Raw genomic sequence first — 6,700 nt, 5'->3', positions numbered from 1 at the left:
GAAGGCCGGGCTCGCGAGACATGTTACTTTAACGGATCGTGATGCCGTTCCGTGGGTGCACGGTGAGCCGGCCGCAATTCAGCTACCGCAAAGGTCGGGCATGAAGGTCCTCTTGACGAATTTCCACGCCGGGGACGGCGGTGGCCACACCACGTACGTCATGGGGCTGGCGCGAGGGCTCGCCGCACGGCACGTGATTCATGTGGCGGCGCCTCCGGGGAGCCGCCTCAATCGTGAGGCACGGCTTGTACCGGGGGTGACGGTGCTCGACCAGCCGTTTCCCAACGGGCTGGGCAAGTTCGTGGCACGGCGCCGGGCGCTGCGCCAGCTTGCCGGCTGGCTGCGTGAACATGAGCCGGACCTTGTCCACGTGAATGGCTCGGCGGACCATCGCCTGGTGATGGCCGCCGTCCGCGGGCTCCGCCACCGGCCGGCCATCGTACTCACCAAGCACAACTCGAAGCCGATGACCGGCATCGGGCACCGCTGGCGCGCGCGCGTCGGGACCGACATGGTGATCGCCGTCTGTGAGTACGTGCGCCGGCAGCTCGCCGCTTCACCATATGCGCAGTGCCGCCTAGTTACGGTCTTCAATGGCGTGGACATCCACCGTTTTTCGCCGTCCACCACGGTCCCGCCCGAGCGCGCCGCATGGCTCGCGCCGGCCGACGATGCGTCGGCGCTCGTGGTCGGCAGCAATGCGGGCACGGCCCGTTACAAAGGCTGGATGGACCTGGTCGAGGCCCTGGCCTTGTTGGGGCCCGGCGAGCGAGAGCGCTTCCGCGTCGTACTTGCCGGTGGGCTGCCAGGCTCCGACGCGCTCGAGCGCATCCAGGCGCTAGGCGTGGCGCACCTCGTGCATTTCACCGGCAGGCTGGACGATGTGCGGCCGATGGTCGCCGGCCTCGACGCGGGCTTCGTCCTGTCGTGGGATGTGGAGACCATCTCGTTCGCGTGTCGCGAGATGATGGCCATGGGCAAACCCGTCCTGGTCAGCGACTACGCCGGGCTCCCGGAAAACATTCGCGAGGGCAGCGACGGCTGGGTTGTCCCCGCACGCGACCGGGTGGCGATCGCAGAGGCCCTGCGTGGGATCTGGGCGCAACGCCCGGCGCTGCCGCAGATGGGCCAAGCGGCACGTGCGCACGCCGAGGCCGCGTTCGGCCTCGAGCACTTCGTGGATGCGACGGAACAGGCTTACGCCGGGCTTCTTTCCAGCAGGGCGTAGTACATGCCGTCCAGGTCACCGTCGCCGGGCAACACCTGCCAGCCGACAGCCGCGGGCTGGCCCACGGGAAGCGTGAACGGGATGGCCGAGGCATCGCTTCGGCTGGCAAGGAAAGCACCGACCACGCCTTCGTTCTCCTCGCGAAGTAGCGAGCACGTGACGTAGAGCAGCCTGCCGCCCGGGGCCAGCGTCTCCCAGCATGCGGCGAGGATGCGTGACTGTTGGGCGACGAGTGCCTCGATATCCGCCGCGCGGCGATGCAGGCGCACGTCGGGGCGGCGGCGGATCACGCCCGTCGCCGAACAGGGGGCGTCGATCATGATCCGGTCGAAGGGGCGGCCATCCCACCACGCGGAACTGTCACCCGCATCGCCCACGATGATCTGCGCATCCAGGTGCAGCCGCTCCAGGTTCTTGCGGATGCGTGCCGCGCGTGACGCTTCGAACTCCACGGCGAGCAGCGCGACGTCGGCGCGTTCGAGCACATGGCAGGCCTTGCCGCCAGGCGCCGCGCAGGCATCCAGTACGCGTTGGCCGTCGCGGGCATCGAGCAGGTCCGCCGGTACCTGCGCCGCACCGTCCTGCACCGCGAAGTGCCCTTCGGCGAAACCCGGCAGGCGCGTCACATCGGTGCTGTGTGGCAGCACCAGGGCGTCGGCCAGCCAGGGGTGGAGTGCGACCTCCTGGCCTGCGCCGGCTAGCCCGGCGGCCACCGAGTCGCGACTGGCGCGACGGCGGTTTACCCGCAGCATCAGCGGGGGCTCCACGTTGGCGGCGGCCATGATGGCGCTGGCCTGGACTGGCCAGTCGCGCTCGATCGCCCTGGCCAGCCAGGCGGGATGCGCGTGCCGTGTAGCCGGCCTGGCGTCGAGCTCAGCCAGGAGCGTTTCGCGTTCACGCTGCCAGCGGCGCAGCACGGCGTTGACCAGGCCGGCGAGACGTGGCCGGCGCAGTTCGCGGGCCGCTTCGACGGTGGCGGCCACGGCCGCATAGCCGGGCAGCTCCAGAGTTTCGAGCTGGACGAGCCCGGTGACGAGCAACGCGTGGATCACCGGCTCGTGCCGGCGGATCGGCTTGTCGAGGAGGCGGTCGAGTGCGGCGTCGAAGCGCGGCCACCAGCGCGCTCCGTCGCTGAGCAGGGCCGTCAGCAGGGCGCGGTCGCGTGGGTCGGCCAGCTTTGGCATCGCACGGTCGGCTGCCTCTCGAAGCGAATGGCCGGACAGCGCGATGCTGGCAAGGGCTTCCGCGGCCAGTGCGCGGACGGACGGCGCCTTGCTCACGAAGCGGCCTGCTTCAGCTCCGGCCGTGCATTCAGGTAATCCGCGGCGCCGATGCGGCGGCCACCGGCGCGTTGCACCGCCGTGAGGCGCAGCGCGCCTTCGGCGCAGGCGATGTCGATGCCATCGCGCGTGGCGGCCAACACCGTCCCGGGGGCGGCACCGGTCCGTCCCTCGACGGCGCGTGCCGCCCAGATGCGCAGCCGCTCGCCGGCAACATCGCCTTCCGCGACCGGCCACGGATCGAAGGCGCGCACCTTCCGCTCGAGCGCGATGGCCGGCTGGGTGAAATCGAGCCGGGCCTCCGCCTTGTCGAGCTTGTGCGCGTATTCGACCCCTGTATCGGCCTGTACACGAGGCGCGAGTACTTCACCGACCAGCGTGCGGCGCAGGCCCTCGGCAAGCGCCTCGGCGCCTAGCGCGGAAAGGCGATCGTGGAGCGTGCCGCCGGTGTCGTCGGCGGTGATCGGCGTGCACCGTTCGATCAGCACGGGACCGGTATCGAGCCCTGCCTCCATCTGCATGAGGTCGACGCCACTCTCGGTGTCGCCGGCCAGGATGGCGCGCTGGATCGGCGCCGCACCGCGCCAGCGCGGAAGCAGCGAAGCGTGCACGTTCCAGCAGCCCAGGCGCGGGATGGCCAGGACCTTGCGCGGCAGGATGAGTCCGTAGGCCACCACCACCATCAGGTCGGGTGCGTAGCGAGCCAGGCGTTCGCGGTCGGCCTCGGCCTTGAAGGATTCCGGCTGCTCGACGGGTATGCCCGCTGCCACGGCGGCTTCCTTCACCGGGCTCGCCGCCAGCTTGCGCCCCCGGCCGGCGGGCCGGTCGGGCTGGGTATAAACCGCTACGACCTCCGCACCGGAGGCGCGGCAGGCTTCAAGGCAGGGGACGGCGAAATCGGGGGTGCCCGCGAACACCACGCGCAAAGGACGGGCCGCCATGGATCAGGCGCTGGCCTTGCGCTGCTTTTCCATACGCTTCAGCAACATGCTGCGCTTGAGCGGGGACAGGTAGTCGACAAAGACCTTGCCGGCCAGGTGATCCATCTCGTGCTGGATGCACACGGCCAGCGGCCCTTCCGCCTCGACGATGATCTCGTTGCCGTCCACGTCGTTGGCCTTCACCTTCACCTTGAGGGCGCGGGTGACATCGGCGTAGATGCCCGGGAACGACAGGCAGCCGTCCTGGTAGACCTGCTGGCCGTCCTTCTCGATGATCTCGGCGTTGATCAGGGCCAGCGGCTCGTTGCGGTCTTCGCTCATGTCGGCGACCAGCACGCGCTTGTGCACGTTGACCTGCGTGGCAGCCAGGCCGACGCCGTTGGCGGCGTACATGGTCTCGTACATATCGGCCACGAACTGCTTCAGCTCGGCGTCGAACGAGGTAACGGGCGCTGCGACGGTGCGCAGGCGCGGATCGGGGAATTCGAGGATGGTAAGGGTGGACACGGTGTCACCTTGAACGGTTGCGGGCCGGGGGAGGCGCGCCATGCCCGGAAAATTGCGGGCAAGTCGGCGAAAACCAAGCGCTTCGACCCTGTAGGATGCCTACACATTCTACGCTCACGCCGAGGGCCCGGCGAGCGTGGTGACATATTGTGCCCGTTAACGATTCGGTTACACTCGCGACAGAACCGGGGAAGGGGGAAAACCCGCCATGATCAAGAAGTTCGCCATGCTGCTCGGCGGCATGTTTTTCACTGTGGCTGTCTATGCCGCAGCGGCCCAGTTGCGACCGAATGCGCCGGATACCTATACCGTGCGCAAGGGCGACACCCTTTGGGATATTTCGGCGAAATTTCTCAGCAAACCGTGGCTCTGGCCCGAGATCTGGCAGGCTAATCCCCAGGTCCGCAACCCGCACCTGATCTATCCCGGCGACGTGCTCAACCTGAGCATGTTCGGCGGTGCCCCGCGCGTTGGCCTGCAGCCGCGGATCCGCACCGAGGAAGACGCGATCCCGGCCATTCCGCTGTCCGAGCTGCGCACCTTCCTGAAGGACATGCGCGTCATGGACGCTGATAGCGTCGAGAGCGCGCCCTACGTGGTCGGCTTCGAAGATGCGGCCCTGCGCGGCATCCCGGGCAACAAGGTGTATGCCCGCGACCTCGATAGCGCCACGCCGGGCCAGCGCTGGGCGATCGTGCGCCCGACCCACCGCTTCCGTGACCACGGCGACGACAAGGGCAACCTGGATGCCGTGAACAACCCCGGGCATGGCTCGTTCGTCGCCGATGACCTCGACAGCGATGTGTCGATGAACCCGAGCCCGTGGCGTGAAGATACGTACCACGACACGCACAATGGCACCGGCAAGGACGCGGGCGTCGAGGTGACCGTGATCGGCACGGGTGAAGTCCTCACCACCAACGGCGATATCTCGAGCCTGGTGATCGTCGATTCGACCATGGAAATCCGCACGGGCGATCGCTTCATGCCCGTGGATGACAAGCCGTACGACCCGTACTTCTACCCGCATGCGCCCAAGGCCTTGCCGAACGACCCGCGGGTCACCGGCCTGACCGAAGCCCGCTATGGCGTCGGCCGCCACCAGGTCGTGTCGATCTCGGCCGGCAGCGCGGATGGCGTCGACAACGGCACCACCTTCACGGTGATGAGCCAGGGCGAGACCATCTCCGATGAGGTCAGCGGCAACTACAACCGCCGCGGCACCTCGCGTAGCGCCACGCTCCCGGATGAGTTCGGTGGGCACCTGATGGTGTTCAAGACCTTCGACCACGTCAGCTACGCGCTGGTGATGGACGCGCTGCGCCCCGTGCGCCGCGGCGACAAGCTGGTGCTGCCGGAGTAAGCGCCCGGCGCCCGGTGGTGTGAAAGGGGGAGGCTTCGGCCTCCCTTTTTTATGGCCGTGCGCCGACAACAGCTCCCGGGCGCCTGCCTGCCGGCCTCCCCCTAGACTGTCCGCATGACTGACTCCGACCTCCGCCACTGGCTTCTCCTCATCCGCACCCCGGGTCTCGGTGGACGCCGCCTGCGTGAAGGGCTGGCCCTGCGCGGCGGGCCTGCGGGCGTTGTCGACTGGATGCGGCGGCATGCGGAGACGCTGGCCGCGGATACCCGGGCGTGGCTCGATGCGCCCGACGAGACCGCGCTCGCGCGCGACGAGGCATGGCTGCAGGGGGCTGACCACCGGCTCCTCCTGTGCACCGACGAGGACTTCCCCCCGCAGTTGGAGGCCTTGTCCGACGCGCCCGCGGCATTGTTCGTGAAGGGCGATGCCTCGCTGCTCCTGCGCCCCCAGATCGGCATCGTCGGCGCCCGGAGGGCCCAGGCGCCAGGTCTGGCCACGGCCCGCCGCTTCGCCAGCGAGCTCGCGACGGGCGGCCTGCTGGTGACCAGCGGCCTGACCGACGGCGTCGATGGCGTAGCGCACAGCGGCGCCCTGGATGCGGGCGAGCCGACCATCGCCGTGATCGGTACCGGTCCTGATATCGTCTATCCCAGCAAGCACCATGCGCTGGCCCGGCGCATCGCCGACCAGGGGGCCATCGTGAGCGAATTCGCCCCTGGCACCCCGTCGCGCGCAGCGCATTTCCCCATGCGGAACCGGATCATCGCGGGGCTCAGCCTGGGTGTGCTGGTGGTCGAGGCGGGGTTGCGCTCGGGCTCGCTGATCACCGCCCATCAGGCGGGTGGGCTTGGGCGGGAGGTCTTCGCGGTGCCTGGGTCGGTTAACAATCCACTGGCCGAGGGGTGCCACGCCCTTATCGCGGAGGGCGCCCGGCTGGTCCAGCGCAGCGATGAGATCCTTGCGGCGCTTGGCCCGGCGGCCCTGGAACTGGGGGCTGAGCTGCAGGCCAGGCTGGCGCTTGGCGGCCCGGGGCACGCGGCGCCGAAACGGCAAAAGGGCCCGTTCGACTGGCGCGAGGATGAGGAATATCGCCGCCTCCTCGACGCCATGGGTTACGATCCCGTCCTTTTGGACGCCCTCGTGGGCGGCACGGCCCTCTCCCCGGGTGCCTTGTCATCGATGCTGCTGATGCTTGAGCTGGAGGGCGAAGTCGCCAGCCTTCCGGGAAACCGCTATCAGAGGGTCGTGCGCTGAAGCGCTGCTTGACAGGCAACACGAGGGTGTGTTTCCAACTAAATATATACACACGCTAGGGTTCACTCGGCCCGGCGGACTTCGGAATCGCTTACGCATGGCAAAGAACCTCCTCATCGTCGAATCG

6 protein-coding genes are annotated in these 6,700 nt (G+C 68.6%); 3 read left to right on the top strand and 3 right to left on the bottom strand.

Going from position 1 to position 6,700, the window contains the following annotated elements; translation table 11 throughout:
- Window positions 1–100 precede the first annotated feature (100 nt).
- Window positions 101–1,228 (top strand): glycosyltransferase family 4 protein, encoded by a 1,128-nt coding sequence (locus ACTHLF_RS15745; RefSeq protein WP_440328421.1) that lies wholly within the window; start codon window positions 101–103, stop codon window positions 1,226–1,228.
- Here the strand turns inward: ACTHLF_RS15745 and rsmB are convergent.
- Genes rsmB through def form a run of 3 tightly spaced genes read right to left on the bottom strand, consistent with a single transcriptional unit; the run spans window position 1,198 to window position 3,956 of the window.
- Window positions 1,198–2,508 (bottom strand): 16S rRNA (cytosine(967)-C(5))-methyltransferase RsmB, encoded by a 1,311-nt coding sequence (gene rsmB / locus ACTHLF_RS15740; protein WP_440328419.1) that lies wholly within the window; start codon window positions 2,506–2,508, stop codon window positions 1,198–1,200. The genes ACTHLF_RS15745 and rsmB overlap by 31 nt on opposite strands.
- The gene (fmt, locus tag ACTHLF_RS15735; RefSeq protein WP_440328418.1) at window positions 2,505–3,449 is read right to left on the bottom strand and encodes a methionyl-tRNA formyltransferase; all 945 of its coding nucleotides are present in this window, start codon (window positions 3,447–3,449) and stop codon (window positions 2,505–2,507) included. Before fmt ends, rsmB begins: the two co-directional genes overlap by 4 nt.
- A gap of 3 nt (window positions 3,450–3,452) precedes the next feature.
- Entirely contained in the window at window positions 3,453–3,956 is a 504-nt protein-coding gene (def, locus tag ACTHLF_RS15730; RefSeq protein ID WP_440328416.1) for a peptide deformylase, read from the bottom strand.
- A 208-nt stretch (window positions 3,957–4,164) separates the two neighbouring features.
- Between def and ACTHLF_RS15725 the strand changes: the two genes are divergently transcribed.
- Both ACTHLF_RS15725 and dprA read left to right on the top strand, forming a co-directional pair.
- On the top strand, window positions 4,165–5,319 hold the full coding sequence (locus ACTHLF_RS15725) for a LysM peptidoglycan-binding domain-containing protein (protein ID WP_440328415.1): 1,155 nt from the start codon (window positions 4,165–4,167) through the stop codon (window positions 5,317–5,319).
- 114 nt (window positions 5,320–5,433) lie between these two features.
- Entirely contained in the window at window positions 5,434–6,573 is a 1,140-nt protein-coding gene (gene dprA, locus ACTHLF_RS15720; protein ID WP_440328413.1) for a DNA-processing protein DprA, read from the top strand.
- Window positions 6,574–6,700: the final 127 nt, after the last annotated feature.

This window comes from Luteibacter sp., from assembly GCF_051958795.1.
In the GTDB taxonomy this organism is placed as follows: domain Bacteria; phylum Pseudomonadota; class Gammaproteobacteria; order Xanthomonadales; family Rhodanobacteraceae; genus Luteibacter.
Note: the sequence above shows the minus strand (reverse complement) of the source record. Positions and strands in the feature narration are given on the sequence as shown.

Coding starts and splice junctions, on each gene's coding strand:
- ACTHLF_RS15745 (WP_440328421.1), top strand. CDS start 101: ATGAAGGTCCTCTTGACGAATTTCCACGCCGGGGACGGCGGTGGCCAC.
- fmt (WP_440328418.1), bottom strand. CDS start 3,449: ATGGCGGCCCGTCCTTTGCGCGTGGTGTTCGCGGGCACCCCCGATTTC.
- ACTHLF_RS15725 (WP_440328415.1), top strand. CDS start 4,165: ATGATCAAGAAGTTCGCCATGCTGCTCGGCGGCATGTTTTTCACTGTG.
- dprA (WP_440328413.1), top strand. CDS start 5,434: ATGACTGACTCCGACCTCCGCCACTGGCTTCTCCTCATCCGCACCCCG.